Origin of the sequence: Microbacterium sp. NPDC007973 (genome assembly GCF_042958465.1) — a bacterium.
GTDB lineage: Bacteria > Actinomycetota > Actinomycetes > Actinomycetales > Microbacteriaceae > Microbacterium > Microbacterium galbum.
The window spans coordinates 256,784-270,401 of sequence record NZ_JBIBJJ010000003.1 but is presented as its reverse complement, the minus strand read 5'-3'; the positions used below and the strand labels follow the sequence as shown (position 1 = coordinate 270,401).

17 protein-coding genes, 1 tRNA gene and 1 other RNA gene are annotated in these 13,618 nt (G+C 69.6%); 11 read left to right on the top strand and 8 right to left on the bottom strand.

Annotation, left to right across the window (positions count from 1 at the left end; all coding sequences use genetic code 11):
• Positions 1-67: 67 nt before the first annotated feature.
• From ACFZA2_RS10210 to ACFZA2_RS10185, 6 genes are all read right to left on the bottom strand, one after another.
• Positions 68-442, bottom strand: a complete 375-nt coding sequence (locus tag ACFZA2_RS10210; protein ID WP_391404036.1) for a hypothetical protein — start codon at positions 440-442, stop codon at positions 68-70.
• A gap of 4 nt (positions 443-446) precedes the next feature.
• Entirely contained in the window at positions 447-1,076 is a 630-nt protein-coding gene (locus ACFZA2_RS10205; RefSeq protein WP_391404034.1) for a hypothetical protein, read from the bottom strand.
• A gap of 14 nt (positions 1,077-1,090) precedes the next feature.
• Entirely contained in the window at positions 1,091-1,633 is a 543-nt protein-coding gene (locus ACFZA2_RS10200) for a hypothetical protein (protein ID WP_391404031.1), read from the bottom strand.
• Positions 1,630-1,827 carry a hypothetical protein gene (locus tag ACFZA2_RS10195; protein ID WP_391404028.1) on the bottom strand — a complete coding sequence of 66 codons (198 nt, stop codon included), beginning with the start codon at positions 1,825-1,827 and terminating at the stop codon, positions 1,630-1,632. The genes ACFZA2_RS10200 and ACFZA2_RS10195 overlap by 4 nt, the downstream gene beginning before the upstream one ends.
• Positions 1,828-1,896: 69 nt before the next feature.
• Positions 1,897-2,130 (bottom strand): hypothetical protein, encoded by a 234-nt coding sequence (locus tag ACFZA2_RS10190; RefSeq protein WP_391404025.1) that lies wholly within the window; start codon positions 2,128-2,130, stop codon positions 1,897-1,899.
• Entirely contained in the window at positions 2,127-2,342 is a 216-nt protein-coding gene (locus tag ACFZA2_RS10185; protein ID WP_391404022.1) for a helix-turn-helix domain-containing protein, read from the bottom strand. Before ACFZA2_RS10185 ends, ACFZA2_RS10190 begins: the two co-directional genes overlap by 4 nt.
• Positions 2,343-2,477: 135 nt before the next feature.
• Here ACFZA2_RS10185 and ACFZA2_RS10180 point away from each other — a divergent pair, with 135 nt between their 5' ends.
• Positions 2,478-2,759 carry a helix-turn-helix domain-containing protein gene (locus tag ACFZA2_RS10180; RefSeq protein ID WP_391405279.1) on the top strand — a complete coding sequence of 94 codons (282 nt, stop codon included), beginning with the start codon at positions 2,478-2,480 and terminating at the stop codon, positions 2,757-2,759.
• Here ACFZA2_RS10180 and ACFZA2_RS10175 read toward each other — a convergent pair.
• Positions 2,716-2,791 (bottom strand) — tRNA-Val (locus ACFZA2_RS10175). The genes ACFZA2_RS10180 and ACFZA2_RS10175 overlap by 44 nt on opposite strands.
• A gap of 228 nt (positions 2,792-3,019) precedes the next feature.
• On the opposite strand from ACFZA2_RS10175, the gene ACFZA2_RS10170 reads away from it, so the two are divergent.
• The 7 genes from ACFZA2_RS10170 to ACFZA2_RS10140 all read left to right on the top strand — a co-directional run bounded on the left by ACFZA2_RS10170 (position 3,020) and on the right by ACFZA2_RS10140 (position 8,007).
• Entirely contained in the window at positions 3,020-3,748 is a 729-nt protein-coding gene (locus ACFZA2_RS10170) for a zinc ribbon domain-containing protein (RefSeq protein ID WP_391404020.1), read from the top strand.
• 15 nt (positions 3,749-3,763) lie between these two features.
• Positions 3,764-5,461 carry a bifunctional 3'-5' exonuclease/DNA polymerase gene (locus ACFZA2_RS10165; protein WP_391404018.1) on the top strand — a complete coding sequence of 566 codons (1,698 nt, stop codon included), beginning with the start codon at positions 3,764-3,766 and terminating at the stop codon, positions 5,459-5,461.
• A 28-nt stretch (positions 5,462-5,489) separates the two neighbouring features.
• Positions 5,490-5,860: RNase P RNA component class A (gene rnpB / locus ACFZA2_RS10160), an RNA gene on the top strand.
• Between the two features lie 171 nt (positions 5,861-6,031).
• Positions 6,032-6,730, top strand: a complete 699-nt coding sequence (locus ACFZA2_RS10155) for a hypothetical protein (protein ID WP_391404015.1) — start codon at positions 6,032-6,034, stop codon at positions 6,728-6,730.
• Entirely contained in the window at positions 6,727-7,056 is a 330-nt protein-coding gene (locus tag ACFZA2_RS10150; protein ID WP_391404012.1) for a hypothetical protein, read from the top strand. Before ACFZA2_RS10155 ends, ACFZA2_RS10150 begins: the two co-directional genes overlap by 4 nt.
• 270 nt (positions 7,057-7,326) lie before the next feature.
• Complete coding sequence (locus ACFZA2_RS10145; protein ID WP_391404009.1) at positions 7,327-7,641, top strand: hypothetical protein; 315 nt, start codon at positions 7,327-7,329, stop codon at positions 7,639-7,641.
• A 78-nt stretch (positions 7,642-7,719) separates the two neighbouring features.
• Positions 7,720-8,007, top strand: a complete 288-nt coding sequence (locus tag ACFZA2_RS10140; RefSeq protein WP_315995680.1) for a hypothetical protein — start codon at positions 7,720-7,722, stop codon at positions 8,005-8,007.
• 154 nt (positions 8,008-8,161) lie between these two features.
• Here the strand turns inward: ACFZA2_RS10140 and ppgK are convergent, their stop codons facing one another.
• Entirely contained in the window at positions 8,162-8,947 is a 786-nt protein-coding gene (gene ppgK / locus ACFZA2_RS10135) for a polyphosphate--glucose phosphotransferase (RefSeq protein WP_391404004.1), read from the bottom strand.
• Positions 8,948-9,044: 97 nt separating this feature from the next.
• Here ppgK and ACFZA2_RS10130 point away from each other — a divergent pair, with 97 nt between their 5' ends.
• Genes ACFZA2_RS10130 through ACFZA2_RS10120 form a run of 3 tightly spaced genes read left to right on the top strand, consistent with a single transcriptional unit; the run spans position 9,045 to position 13,614 of the window.
• Positions 9,045-9,227: an SPOR domain-containing protein gene (locus ACFZA2_RS10130; RefSeq protein WP_315995684.1), complete on the top strand. Its 183-nt coding sequence runs from the start codon at positions 9,045-9,047 to the stop codon at positions 9,225-9,227.
• 45 nt (positions 9,228-9,272) lie between these two features.
• Positions 9,273-10,613, top strand: coding sequence for a type I glutamate--ammonia ligase (gene glnA, locus ACFZA2_RS10125; RefSeq protein ID WP_391404000.1), 1,341 nt, complete (start codon positions 9,273-9,275; stop codon positions 10,611-10,613).
• Positions 10,614-10,623: 10 nt separating this feature from the next.
• Positions 10,624-13,614, top strand: a complete 2,991-nt coding sequence (locus ACFZA2_RS10120; RefSeq protein WP_391403997.1) for a bifunctional [glutamine synthetase] adenylyltransferase/[glutamine synthetase]-adenylyl-L-tyrosine phosphorylase — start codon at positions 10,624-10,626, stop codon at positions 13,612-13,614.
• Positions 13,615-13,618 lie beyond the last annotated feature (4 nt).

The following is a 13,618-nucleotide window of genomic DNA, read 5'->3' as shown; positions in this document are numbered from 1 at the left end:
TGGACGTTGGTGGGTGGTGCCGCCCCGGGACTCGAACCCGGCGTGTATGCCATCGCGGCGGTCGCGCTTACTTGACGACGACGGACTTCGCGCCGCGCACCTGGTGCTCCTCGAGCACGGCCGGCGCGAACTGCTTCTTCACCGCGGCCAGGTCGACACCGGTCGTGGTCTTGTACAGCTGGGGGTAGTCCGCCTGCGGGTACTGCGCGGCGACCCAGTCGGTGTCGAGGCGCGAGTACTCCCGCACCTGCACCTTCGTGCCATCGATGTCGTGCGTCCCGACGGGCAGCCGTTCGACCAGTTGCGCGTCGATCTGCGCGATGCGGTCGGCGATGTGCTCGGCGTCGGCCTTGAGCGAGGCGCGCTCGCCGACAAGATCCTCGGTCGACTGGTGCTTCTGCTCGGCCTGGCGGATGGGGGTGATGGGAGCGGGCGTGCTCATGCTCTTATGCCTCCTCGGCGTCGGTGGTGGGGGTGGTCTCGTCGACGAGCTCGGCGTCGACGACGTCTTCGGAGTCGGTGGTGAAGCCCTGCTCGAACTCCTGCACCAGCAGGCCCGCGAGCTCGCCCAGCGGGCCGCCGAGCTGCCCCATCTGATACGTGCCCGGGAACGGGGCTTCGTAGTCATCGGCGGGGAGCGCACTGCGGGTGAGGGCGACGGCGCCGGACGGGGCGCGCAGCTCGACGCCGAACTTCCCGGCGGGCTGGTCGACGACGGTCAGCGTGTACTGACCGGTCGACGCTTCGAGCTCGAGCGGCGCGACCGGCTCCGGCTCGGCATCCGCGTCGGGCAGGTCGAGGGGCTGCTTCACGTGCCGCACACGGCCGTCGTGCAGACGCTGCAGCAGCGCGCGGGCCGCTTCCTGATCGTCTGCGTCGACGGCGAGCTCGATCGCGACGATCTCGATCTTCGGGATCTTCTCGAACGCGTCGTTCTGCGTGATCTCCTTCGTGCGCACAAGCGCGACGACGGGCAGGTAGTCCTGCGTCGGGTACGCGGCTAGCAGGTGCCGGCCGTTCGGCTCGATGCCGTTGTCGTCGTACTCCTTCGGGAGCGACGATGCGAGCTTGACCATGGTGGGGTGTCCTCTCAGACGATCGGGGCGGTGCGGGCGGGCCAGGCGAGGCGGTCGAACGCCTGCTGTTGCATGGGGGAGTACTCCGGCGTCGGGATGCCCGCCCACCGGGCGCCGGCCCAGGCGAGGCCGACGGCGTCAGCGACGTTGTCGTCCGGGATCCGCACGTCGGGGAACGCGGCACGGGTGAACGCGACGACGTCGTCCTTGCCCGCGTTGCCGTTGCCGGTGGCGAGCTTCGCGCGGGACTTCGGCGCGACCTCGACCACGCGCCCGCGGGCGAACATCTGGTCGACGAGCCACCAGTACAGGGCCATGCGCTCGCCGTGCGCGCCGTGCTGCTTCGCCGCGTTCGGCACCTCGATGAGCGTCACGTCGACGCGGGCGGGGACGTTCGTCAGGACACCGTCGAGCGCGCGGCGCATCCGCTGCCGACGTGCGAGCAAACTCGTGCCGATGTTCGGCGTCCGCACACGGCGGGTGATGACGCCGCCCTCGGTGTCGAAGATCGCGAGGCCCGTGCAGGTCAGCGACGGGTCCAGGCCGACGGCGATCACCAGATCACCGCCAGGCCGACGATCAGCTCGACGACGACGGCGGCGCCCATGACGCCGACGAGGGTGACGATGCCGCGGGGGACGGGCGTCACCTCGAGCACCGCGGTGACCGCGTTCTCGTGCTGAGGTGCACGGCGCGCACGATACGGACGACGCGTGAGGGGCTTCGGGGGGCGAATCAGGACGCGAGACATCAGGGACTCCTGCCAGAGGGACTTCGAGAACAGGGAACGGTGCGCCCGGGGCGGGCGGGGGAGCAGTGCTCAGGTGTGGTTGCCCGCCGGGGGCTCGGAGACGTGGGGGACGTCGATGGGGGCATTCGCGCCCCCGGCGGGAGTCTCGGGACGCGCACGCGGCAGACAGATGCGCAGCAGCGCGAAGGGCGCGAGCACGACGACCAGGTCGGCACCGTTGAACCCGGGGGCGATCGCGGACGGGGCGACCAGCAGCGCGACGATCACGACGGCGACGGCGGCAAGGAAACGCGAGGCGCTCACGGGGTCACCTCGTCGGCGGTGGTCTTCTCGGCCCGCATGCGCTCGAAAGCGCGCCGAATCTCTGAGGGGTAGAAGAACAGCGCGCCGCGCAGCCCATCCCCACGGACCGCGGGCTTGACCTTGCCGGACTGCACCATGCGCGTCAGGGTCGAGCGGTCTACATTGAGCGCTGCCGCCGCCTTCGCCGTGCTGAGGAGTTTGTCGTTGGGCATGGGGCCAGTGTTGGTGATTGAACAACGTTTGGCAACACCAAAATGCGTCGCAGCGACCATGAACAGGTCACGAGGCCAGTATTTGTCTAGGAAAACTCGTTGTGAAGACGCACTATCTTGTGCAATGATCAGTGCATGCCGAACGCACAACGATCCGACAACGAGACCTTCCCCTGGGCTTTCGACCTCGGAGACCGCCTCGACAAAGCACTCCGCGTCGCCGGAGTCAGCACCGCCGAAATGGCGGACACCCTCGACGTGTCTCGCAACACCATCGGGAACTACACCTCCGGGCGCACACGACCGTCGCGCCTGCAGATCCGCGAGTGGGCGGCGCGCACGGGCGCGCCCGTTCAGTGGCTGGAAACTGGAATGGTGGGCCCTGCCGGGATCGAACCGACGACATCCACGGTGTAAACGTGGCGCTCTACCAGCTGAGCTAAAGGCCCGGGATGCCACGAGTCTAACGCGGCGCCCGCCGCGCCCGTGGCGCCGGTGGCGCGGATGCGGGCGCCGCGACGGCGAGATCACGTGTCTTCGCCGAGGTGACCCGCCGTCGCAGCGAATCACCGGTCATCTCGACGGGACCGTATGACCTCGCGGCCGACTGGGGGCTGGGCGGGCGGGGACGCCGGCGCGTACCGCCGATGTCCGACCCCCGGGGTAGCGTTGCATGCGTGAATGCCGATCCCGCCGACCAGCGCAAACTGCTCGATCTCGCCGACCTCGACGCCCGCATCCGTCGTGATGAGCGCGTCGCGGCGAACCCGCCGCAGGCCGAGCGCGTGCGCGAGCTCATCGCCCAGCGGGCGACGCTCGCGCAAGAGCTCGGTACCCGGGCCAACGCGCGCGACGACATCACCGCCGAACTGAAGCGCCTCGAATCCGACGTCGCCGTCGTCGACGCCCGCATCGCACGCGACACCGAGCGTCTCGCCGCCTCGTCCAATCCCAAGCAGGCGCAGGGCTTCGAGAACGAGCTCGTGTCGTTGAAGCGCCGCAAGGGCGACCTCGAAGACATGGAGATCGCGCTCATGGAGCGCCTCGAGGCCGCCGACGCCGCGGTCGCCGAGCAAGAGGCACTGATCGCCGACACCAACGCTCAGGGCGCGCAGCTCAGCGCCGAGGCCAAGACCACCGTGTCCGACGCGACGACGCGCCTCGACGGTGCGCGCCGCGATCGTGACGCCGTGGCCGCGTCCGTCCCCGCCGACCTGCTGGGGCTCTACGAGCGTCTCGCCTCCCGCGGCAACGGGGCGGGTCTGCTGCGCGCCGGTGCCTGCGAGGCCTGCCGCATGGTGCTGCCGCCGAGCGACCTGGCCACGGTCCGCCGGGCGCAGACCGACGAGGTCGTGTTCTGCCCCGAGTGCGGCGCGATTCTCGTCCGCACCGAAGAATCGCGATGACCCCTCCGGGCGCCCGTGCCGTCTGACACGGTCGTCGTCGGGCGCACCGGCCCCGGCCGCTTCGCCCTCCAGTCGCCCGACGTCGACGCAGCCCCCACCGACGTCCCCGCCGACCGGCTCGCCGAAGCCGTCTTCGATCGTGAAGAGCGCGGCGACGTCCGGTGGGTGTGGGCCGATACGGCGAGCACGTATCCCGCTCTGCTCTCGGCGGGGGTGCGTGTGGCCCGCGCCTGGGATCTGCGACTGGTGCACGGCATCCTGCGCGACGCCGAGGGCGTGGTCGACGATCACGGACTCCGTTCCCATCGGGAGTGGGATGCCGGCAGCGCCGCGCCCGCGGCGGGCGACACGCTCTTCGACCTCGGCGATCCCTCGACCGTCCTGCCCGACTCGCTCGACGACGCTGTCGCCGAGTTTCGACGGCAGCTCGCCGCCATCGACTCGGCGACGTCCCCCGGCACCCTGCGCCTGCTGTGCGCCGCCGAATCGGCCGGCGGGTTGATCGCCGCCGAACTCCACGCGGCCGGGGTGCCGTGGAGCCGGCGCGCGCACGAGGAGATGCTCGAACGCGAACTCGGCTCGCGTCGGGGCGGAGGTCTGCCGGAGCGCATCGAGCGCACCGCGGCGATCGTCCGGGCCGCTCTCGAGGATCCGACGGCCTCCCTGGACTCGCAGCCTCGCTTGCTGCGCTCGCTGCACCGAGCGGGGCTCCAGGTGACCTCCACAAGCCGGTGGGAGCTCGCCGAGCACGACCACCCCGTCGTCGCCCCGCTGATCGCCTACAAGAAGCTCATGCGCCTGTACACGGCCAACGGGTGGGCCTGGATGCAGGAGTGGGTGCACGACGACCGCTTCCGCCCCGTGTACGTTCCCGCCGGAGTTGTGACGGGCCGATGGGCGTCGTCGGGCGGCGGAGCGCTGCAGATCCCGCGCTCGCTCCGCACCGCCGTCCGCGCCGATCCGGGCTGGACCCTCGTCACCGCCGATGTGGCCCAGCTCGAACCGCGGGTGCTCGCGGCGATGGCGCGTGACACGGCGCTGGCGGAGGCGGCATCCGGTCGCGACCTCTACGCCGGCATCGTCGAACGCGGGGCCGTCGCCAGCCGCGCCGAGGCGAAGCTCGCCATGCTGGGTGCGATGTACGGCGCCACCACCGGGGAGAGCGGGCGCCTGCTCCCACGTCTGCGCCGCACCTTCCCGCGGGCGATGCAGCTCGTCGACGATGCCGCGCGCACGGGTGAGAACGGGGGAGTGGTCCGCACGTGGCTCGGGCGCACCTCACCCGCCGCGGGAGAGGCGTGGCAGCACCTGCAGTCGCGCGCGAGCGACGCCGCGGCATCCGGAGTCGACGAGAGCCGCGCGCGTCGATCCGCTCGCGACCGGGGCCGCTTCACCCGCAACTTCATCGTGCAGGGCACGGCCGCCGAGTGGGCCCTCGCGTGGCTCGCCGACCTGCGCGCGCGTCTCGCCGTCCTCCCCGCGGTGGATGCCGCCCACGCGGCGCCCGCCTCGGGTCCGGTGTTCGCGCGGGTGCCCCACCTGGCGTTCTTCCTGCACGACGAGATCGTCGTGCACACCCCGCTCGAACACGCCGACGCCGTCGCGGATGCGGTGCGGGAGTCCGCGGCATCCGCGGGCCGTCTGCTGTTCGGGACGTTCCCCATCGACTTCCCCCTCGACCTGCGGATCGGCGAGACGGCCGAGAAGGGCTGAGCGGCCCGCGTAGACTCGACCCTGCGAATGGGTCGGCTGGACGGTCGCGTCACGGGTTCGCCCGTGCCGAGGAACGTCCGGGCTCCACAGGGCAGGACGGTGGGTAACGCCCACCCGGAGCAATCCGCGAGACAGTGCCACAGAGAGCAGACCGCCGCGGTCCGTCAGGACCGGGGTAAGGGTGAAAGGGTGGTGTAAGAGACCACCGGGGTCGTGGTGACACGACCCGCGAGGTAAACCTCGTCCGGAGCAAGGCCAGACAGGGGATGACGACGCGGCTCGCCGAGTCCCCGGGTAGGCCGCTGGAGCGGCACGGCAACGTGTCGCCGAGAGAGATGACCGTCCACGGGGTCCCCCGGGACCCCCGGACAGAACCCGGCGTACAGGCCGGCCCATTCGCACCATCCGATGCTTCGCTGCGTCTGCGCAGTCGGCGCCGGTCGAGCGTGGACCCACTCAGCTCTGGGGACGGATTTCACCCGCGTTCACCGTGGCTCGAAGGAGATCGAGTGGTCGATAACGTCTGACCGATTCGAGCCCGTCCGTGGTTCGCGGACAGGAACGGTCGCCGTGACTCTGCACGCTCTTGCTGGTTCTTCTCTTCTCGCTCTCCTCATGTTCATCAACCCGCTCGACGTCGCATCCAGCGATGCAGCTGATCCGGCCCCCGACGACGTCGTCGTCGAGCAGCCGACGTCGGTAACCGTCTTGGGCCTCGACGAGGATCAGGTGGGTGAAACCATCCCCGTCACGGAACTCATCGAGCGTTCGGAAGAGGTGGGACAGGACATCGAGGACGAGCTCCTCGCGGGGGATGACGCGCAGGATGCCGCCTCGCTGAATGGTCCTTGTGTGGCTTCCGCGGTGAGTTTCCACGGCGCCCCCTTCGGGATCAGGGCGGCGGCGGATCCTGCCTACTCGATTTACTCGCAGTGTTGGGACAACAAACACATCAAAGTCGCAGTCCGAAACGGAAACAGCACGTGGGGATGGCAGCATCTGCAGAAGCACAACGTCAGCCTGACGATGCTCCAGAAGACGACGAAGTTCCCGCGCAACCGCTACCTGGAAAACGGAAGCCTCATCTATGTCACGCCCGCTAACCAGTACACCTGGTGGCTCGCGTCCTGCAGAATCGATCGGACTATGGATGCGAAGGTCGTCGCGAACCCCACTCGCCTGGCTGATGGCGCACCTCGCGGGATCATCACGGCATACTGCGTGGGGCCTCAAGTCTGTCCGACCTGGGTGAGGCAGGTCGCAGGGTGACCACGCTCGATTTTGCTGGACCCATCGCGCGGGAATTTGAGAGCGGAATGCTAAGGGCACTCTCTCTCGATCAGATGACATTTGGTAGTATCGGCGTCACGATCGAATTCACGGCACGTGAGCTCTTTCCTGGAAGATTTCGCCTTCATATTCCGCTGCCACGGCGTCTGCACGACCGGCTCTGGGATCTGTACGACGATCTCGCCATGACCACAGACGAGTGGGTTCGGTGGGGAGTAGCCGTCCCCATCCGAGAAGCGCACGAGACTCAAGCGCTCTCAGGACGGAGGGGCGACGACGGCGTCGTCAGTCTCCAGATGCCCTGAGCGATCGGACGAGGCTTGCTCCCGCAGAGGATTGCCGACGGTCTGTGGAACGAAGATGATCCCGACGGCGCTGTGTCGCCGAGAGAGATGACCGTCCACGGGGTCCCCCGGGACCCCCGGACAGAACCTGGCGCACAGGCCGGCCCATTCGCGCCCCGGTCCCGATCGAGTCGAAGCCGCGCTCTCGGACTCCGGATGCCACCACCCGCGACGGACGAAACCAGTAGTCGCACGGGGGATCTGTTCGCCTCCACGCTCCGAAGAGGAGTCGTGACCCAGCGTGATGCCCGCGACTTCCTGATCAACCTCATCGACCGTGCGGATGCGACCGGCCGACCGTTCTGGGACGCATCGCCCGACGAACGCGCGCTCGTCCGCGCGCGTTTCGGAACACCGACCGCAGCGCTGCAGACCACGGCGACCGCCGACGGCGACACGCGGACGATCGGCGCTGCCGACCTCTTCCTCGGCACCGCGATCCTCGTCGAGATCGCGGCCGAGCTGCTGCAGGGTCCGAGCGCCGGGCGCACGCGGGAGGAGGCGGTGGACGTTCTCCGGAACCGCGTGCATCTCCTCCTCGGATGAGGCACCTCGCATCCTGGCCCGGTCGAGTGTCGGACATATGTTCTAGACTCGACCACGGCCGGGGAAGGGGTCCGGTGCATGGGGTCGACGAGAGTCAGCGACGAGATGGTCGCGCGGGTGCTGGCGTCCATCGCCCCCTGCACGCTGCAGCCCGAGACCTGGGGCGTCCGTCCCATCGAGTGGTACGCGCAGAAGCGCCCGGTGTGGGCGTGGGTCACCTGGCCCAACCGGGCATCGACGCGCGAGGCGGCCTGGGCGACCGGGGGCAACGACCGCGTCGTCATGCTCGAGGTGCCCTGCGAGGGCGGCCACTGGGCACCCGTGGTGTGGCGCAACGCCGTCAGCGTGCGTGACGCGGCTCCGTGAGCGTGCTCAACAGAGCGATGTGCGGGCGGCCCGCACGACGGCACCGATCTCGTCACCGTCCGTGAGCAGCCGACCTCCGACGGTGATGACGATCGGCTCGCCCGGGCTCAGGTCCGTGTGATCCACGCAGTATCCCCAGGCCGCGGCGAGGACGTCACTTGACGGCGGGCAGCGCCTCGGGAACCGGCACGGCGAGGGAGGCGGCACCGATGATGCCGGCGTTGTTGCGGTGCTTGGCCGGGACGATCGGCGCGCGCAGCTTCAGCAGCGGCAGGAAGTTCTCGGAGTGCTTCGACACGCCGCCGCCGACGACGATGAGGTCGGGGCTGAAGAGGAACTCGACGTAGTCGTAGTACCACTGCAGGCGCTTGGCCCACTTGTCCCACGACAGTTCCTCGCGCTCCATCGCGGAGTAGGCGGCGAAGTGCTCGGCATCCTTCTTGTGCCCGGCGCGCTGGAGGTGACCGAGCTCGCTGTTGGGGACGAGGACGCCGTCGTAGATCATGGCCGACCCGATGCCGGTGCCGAGCGTGGTGAGGATGACGAGACCGTCGACACCCTTCGCCGCGCCGTACCGCACCTCGGCGATGCCCGCCACGTCGGCGTCGTTGGCGAAGTGGATGTCGCGCGAGAGTCCGTGCTCGAAGAACTTCTCGGCTTCGAATCCGATCCACGACTTCGACACGTTCGCCGCCGACAGCGTGCGTCCACCCTTGACGATCGCGGGGAAGGCCACGCCGAGCGGAAGGTCCGCGGGAGCCTCCAGCATCTTGAGGACCTTCTTCACGGCCTCCAGCACGTCGGCGGGCTCCGCACCCGCGGGGGTGGCGACCTTCACCCGGTCGCTGACGAGCTCGCCGGCATCCAGGTCGACGATCCCCGCCTTGATGCCGGTTCCGCCGATGTCCACTCCGACCGCACGAGACGCATTCGTTGCCATGCCCCTCAGCCTATCCAGCCGCGGGGTCGGCATCAGTAGGATCGGGAGAGCACCGGCGGGACCGCGCCGATCCGCGAGACCCACGTGAGGAGCCATCGTGAGCGACGACAACGAGAAGTACTGGTACAACCTCGAGACCGGCCAGGTCGAGAAGGGGTACGAGTCGCCCGCGATCGACCGCGCCGGTCCCTTCGACACCGCCGAAGAAGCGGCGAACGCGCCGCAGCTGCTGAAGCAGCGCGCCAAGCAGTGGGCCGACGAAGAGGCCGAGAACGACTGAGGCTCGGATCCGACGGACCGACCGCCCCCGAAACGAAGGATGACGATGGACAAGCAGCGTGATTTCGTCCTGCGCACGATCGAGGAGCGCGGCGTCAAGTTCGTGCGCCTGTGGTTCACCGACGTGGTCGGCACGCTCAAGTCGGTGGCGATCGCGCCCGCCGAGGTCGAGGGCGCCTTCACCGAGGGCCTGGGCTTCGACGGATCGGCGATCGAGGGCCTCACCCGCTCCTACGAGTCCGACCTGCTCGCCCACCCCGACCCCACGACGTTCCAGATCCTGCCGTGGCGCGGCGAGATCGACCCGACGGCGCGCATGTTCTGCGACATCACCACGCCCGACGGTCAGCCGGCGGTCGCCGACCCCCGCCACGTGCTCAAGCGCACCCTCGCCAAGGCGGCCGACGCGGGCTTCACGTTCTACACGCACCCCGAGATCGAGTTCTACCTGCTGAAGTCGTCGCAGCTCGGCGCCGACGGTAAGCCGCAGCCGGTCGATTCGGCGGGCTACTTCGACAACGTCCCGGGCGGCACGGCCCACGACTTCCGTCGACGCTCGGTGCGCATGCTGGAAGACCTCGGCATCTCGGTCGAGTTCAGCCACCACGAGGGCGGCCCGGGTCAGAACGAGATCGACCTGCGCTACGCCGACGCGCTCACCACCGCCGACAACATCATGACGTTCCGTACGGTGGTGAAGGAGGTCGCGATCGAACAGGGCGTCTACGCCACCTTCATGCCGAAGCCCATCAGCGGGCAGCCCGGCAGCGGCATGCACACCCACCTGTCGCTCTTCGAGGGCGACATGAATGCGTTCTACGAAGAGGGTGCGCAGTACCAGCTGTCCAAGGTCGGCCGTCACTTCATCGCGGGTCTGCTGCGCCACGCGAACGAGATCTCGGCGGTCACCAACCAGTTCGTCAACTCCTACAAGCGACTGTGGGGCGGCGACGAGGCCCCCAGCTTCATCTGCTGGGGCCACAACAACCGCTCGGCGCTCGTGCGCGTGCCGCTGTACAAGCCGAACAAGGGCCAGTCGACGCGCGTCGAGTACCGCGCCCTCGACTCCGCGGCGAACCCCTACCTGTCGTACGCGCTCATGCTCGCGGCCGGCCTCAAGGGCATCGAGGAGGAGTACGAACTCCCCGCCGAAGCCGAGGACAACGTCTGGTCGCTCAGCGACACCGAGCGCCGTGCCCTCGGCTACGCACCGCTTCCGTCGAGTCTCGACCATGCCCTCGAATACCTCGAGGAGTCCGAGCTCGTCGCCGAGACGCTGGGCGAGACCGTTTTCAAGTACGTCCTGCTCAACAAGCGTCGCGAGTGGAACCAGTACCGCGCGCAGGTGACGCCGTTCGAGCTCGCGAGCAACCTCGAAGCGCTCTGACGGACCGCCGATGACCTCGGGCGATCGCACCACCGCGCTCACCGCCCTCGCCCGCACCGGCTTCTCGCAGCTCACCGAAGCAGACACCCTGCTCGGCGAGCTCGAGGAGTCGGTGGGCGTCGACCGGGCGGATGCCATGCGGCTCGCGCAGCGCGTGGCCGACCCCGACCGCGCGCTGCGGGCGATCCTCCAAGTGGCGCGGCGCGACGTCGCCGCGGTCCGCGCCGCGGCCGCCGACGCCGGCGCCTGGCGTGCCCTGTGGGACATCGTCGGGGCGTCCGACGGCTTCGCCGAGTTCTACCTCCGGCATCCCGATGAGCTCGTGCACCTCTCGGGCGCCGGCCTCACCCTGCCCGACGAGCCCACGATGCGCAGTGAACTGTTGGCATCCGTGCGGGACGACGAGGGTTTCGCGGCGGACGCGACGGATGCCGCCTGGGTCGCCCTGCGCGTCAGGTACCGGCGGCTGCTCGCCCGCATCGCCGCCTACGACCTGGGTCAGGACGACCCGGCGGGGGCGATCGACGTCGTCTCGTCGTCCCTCGCCGACCTCGCGGGTGCAGCGCTCGAAGCCTCGCTGAGCGTCGCACGCTCGCGGGTCTCGGGAGCCGGACCCGGCGCTTTCCCCCGCGCGCAGGTCGAGGCGACCCGGTTCGCCATCATCGCCATGGGCAAGACCGGCGCGCGCGAGCTCAACTACGTCAGCGACGTCGACGTCATCTTCGTGGGCGGCTCGGCCGACGAGGAGGTCGTGAGCGAGGCGCGTGCGATCGACATCGGCACGCGACTCGCGGTGCAGACGATGCGAGGCATCGCCGGGCCCGAGATCGAACCGCCGCTCTGGGAGGTCGACCCCAACCTGCGCCCGGAGGGCAAGCAGGGCGCGTTGGTGCGCAGTCTCGCCTCGCACCAGCAGTACTACGCGCGCTGGGCGAAGAGTTGGGAGTTCCAGGCGCTGCTCAAGGCGCGCGCGATCGCGGGTGACGCCTCGCTCGGCGCGGAGTACGTGGCCGCGGTGCAGCCTCTGGTGTGGCACAGCGCGGCGCGCGAGAACTTCGTCGAGGGCGTGCAGCGCATGCGCGAGCGCGTGACCGACCACATCCCCGCCGCGGAGGTGAATCGGCAGCTGAAGCTCGGCCCCGGTGGCATCCGCGATGTGGAGTTCACCGTGCAGCTGCTGCAGCTCGTGCACGGCCTCACCGACGAGCGCATCCGGCAGCGCGGGACGCTCGAGGCGCTGGACGCCCTGGTGGCCGAGGGCTACATCGGCCGAAGCGAAGCCGAGGCCTTCGGTCGCGACTACCGGCTCCTCCGTCTGCTCGAGCATCGTCTGCAGCTGCGCGGGCTCCGTCGCACGGCACTGCTGCCCGAGAAGGACGACGATCTGCGGGTGCTCGCGCGCGCGTCGCGGCTGGCCGAGTCGGCATCCGGAGTGCAGGCGGTGTGGGAGGGCATCAAGCGCGAGGTGCGCGACATCCACGTGCGCCTGTTCTACCGCCCGCTGCTCTCCGCCGTCGCGGCGCTGCCCGAGGGCGAGCGCACGCTGTCGACCGAACAGGCGCGCGATCGCTTGGCGGCCATCGGATTCCGCGACCCCGCCGGAGCACTCCGGCACATCGCCGCGCTCACGAGCGGCCTGAGCCGGAAGGCGACCATCCAGCGGCACCTCATGCCGATCATGATCCGGTGGTTCGCCGACGGCGTCGACCCCGACTACGGCCTGCTGGTCTTCCGTCGCATCAGCGAGCGGCTGGGCAACACCCCGTGGTTCCTGCGGATGCTCCGCGATTCCGCCGGCGCTGCCGAGAGCCTCACGCGCGTGCTCTCGGGTTCGCGATACATCGGCGAATTGATGGAGTGGATCCCGGAGTCGGTGGCGTGGCTCGACGACGATGCTCTCCTACGCCCGCGCTCGGGCAAAGCCCTCGAAGACGAGGCGCGCGCCATCCAGACCCGCTGGCAGAACATCGACGATGCGATGCGCTCGGTGCGCGCGCTGCGCCGTCGGGAGATGCTGCGTGTGGCGATGGCCGCGGTCCTGGGCACCGTTTCGCTCGAGGAGCTCTCCGACGCCCTCACCACGATCACCGAGGTGACGATCCAGGCGACCCTGCGTGCGGTGCGTCGCGTCGTGGTGCCGCCCGAGGACGACGACCTCGACTTCGCCGTCATCGCCATGGGGCGCTTCGGCGGACGCGAGCTCGGTTTCGGGTCGGATGCCGACGTGATGTACGTCTACCGCGCGAACGGTGTCGACCCGCAACGAGCGAGTCAGCTGGCGCTGAAGATCGTCGCGGGGCTGCGCGAGCAGTCGGAGGACCACCGTCTCCCGCTCGACCTCGACGCGGAGCTGCGCCCGGAGGGACGCAGCGGCCCGCTGGCCCGCTCGATCGAGGCCTACACGGAGTATTACCGCCGGTGGTCGCTGTCGTGGGAGGCGCAAGCGCTGCTGCGGGCGCGCGGCGTCGCCGGCAGCGTCAAGCTGATCGCGGCGTTCATGGAGCTCGCCGACGAGGTGCGGTACCCGGTCTCGGCCGATCAGAGCGGTCTGCGCGAGATCCGCCGCATCAAGGCGCGCGTCGAGAACGAACGCCTCCCGCAGGGCGCCGACCCCGCGCGGCACCTCAAGCTCGGTCCGGGCTCGCTGAGCGACGTCGAGTGGCTCGTGCAGTTGTTGCAGCTGCAGCATGCGCGTGCCGTGCCCGACATGCGCACGACCTCGACGCTCGGAGCCCTCGAGGCGGCGACCGTCGCCGGGCTGGTCGAGCGCGACGCGAGCGACAAGCTCGCCGCCGCCTGGCACCTGGCCTCCCGCCTGCGATCCGCCAACACCCTGCTGTCGGGTCAGACCAGTGACATCCTCCCGGTGGACCGTGGCCGCCTCGACGGCATCGGACGCATCCTCGAGTACGCGCCCCGCTCCGCGACGCAGGTCGAGGAGGATTACCTCGGCGCGACGCGACGGGCCCGGCGGGTCTTCGACAAGCTCTTCTACGGCTGATCAC

Excerpts from the sequence above, each read along its gene's own strand:
- ACFZA2_RS10210 (WP_391404036.1), bottom strand. The coding sequence starts at position 442 with ATGAGCACGCCCGCTCCCATCACCCCCATCCGCCAGGCCGAGCAGAAG.
- ACFZA2_RS10140 (WP_315995680.1), top strand. The coding sequence starts at position 7,720 with ATGGGGTCGACGAGAGTCAGCGACGAGATGGTCGCGCGGGTGCTGGCG.
- ACFZA2_RS10205 (WP_391404034.1), bottom strand. The coding sequence starts at position 1,076 with ATGGTCAAGCTCGCATCGTCGCTCCCGAAGGAGTACGACGACAACGGC.
- ACFZA2_RS10180 (WP_391405279.1), top strand. The coding sequence starts at position 2,478 with ATGCCGAACGCACAACGATCCGACAACGAGACCTTCCCCTGGGCTTTC.
- glnA (WP_391404000.1), top strand. The coding sequence starts at position 9,273 with ATGGACAAGCAGCGTGATTTCGTCCTGCGCACGATCGAGGAGCGCGGC.
- ppgK (WP_391404004.1), bottom strand. The coding sequence starts at position 8,947 with ATGGCAACGAATGCGTCTCGTGCGGTCGGAGTGGACATCGGCGGAACC.
- ACFZA2_RS10185 (WP_391404022.1), bottom strand. The coding sequence starts at position 2,342 with ATGCCCAACGACAAACTCCTCAGCACGGCGAAGGCGGCGGCAGCGCTC.
- ACFZA2_RS10195 (WP_391404028.1), bottom strand. The coding sequence starts at position 1,827 with ATGTCTCGCGTCCTGATTCGCCCCCCGAAGCCCCTCACGCGTCGTCCG.
- ACFZA2_RS10120 (WP_391403997.1), top strand. The coding sequence starts at position 10,624 with ATGACCTCGGGCGATCGCACCACCGCGCTCACCGCCCTCGCCCGCACC.